1 pseudogene is annotated in these 267 nt (G+C 19.1%); it reads left to right on the plus strand.

Annotation, left to right across the window (positions count from 1 at the left end):
* Positions 1-267, plus strand: a pseudogene (locus tag KGF42_RS19535) (hypothetical protein); the annotation flags it as partial.

Consider the following 267-nt stretch of genomic DNA (forward strand, 5'->3'; position numbering starts at 1 on the left):
GCTAAAATGATGAATAATATATCTGACTTCATATTAAAATGTGAGATAGATTTTGGTATTAAAATAATTTATAAGGATAAAATCAAAATCTATCATTTAAAGAAACTTTTAAAGAAACTTTTAAAGAAACTAAAAAAAACATCAAAAGAATCAAATATAATATTTGTTCATGGAAAAGGAAAGAAAAAATCTATCATTCAAAAATCTATAGAGCAATTAAATAATTATATTGATAGATTGAAAAAATATACTAAAGACCTTCATATA

It is taken from the genome of Clostridioides sp. ZZV15-6383 (assembly GCF_020657735.1).
In the GTDB taxonomy this organism is placed as follows: domain Bacteria; phylum Bacillota; class Clostridia; order Peptostreptococcales; family Peptostreptococcaceae; genus Clostridioides; species Clostridioides difficile_D.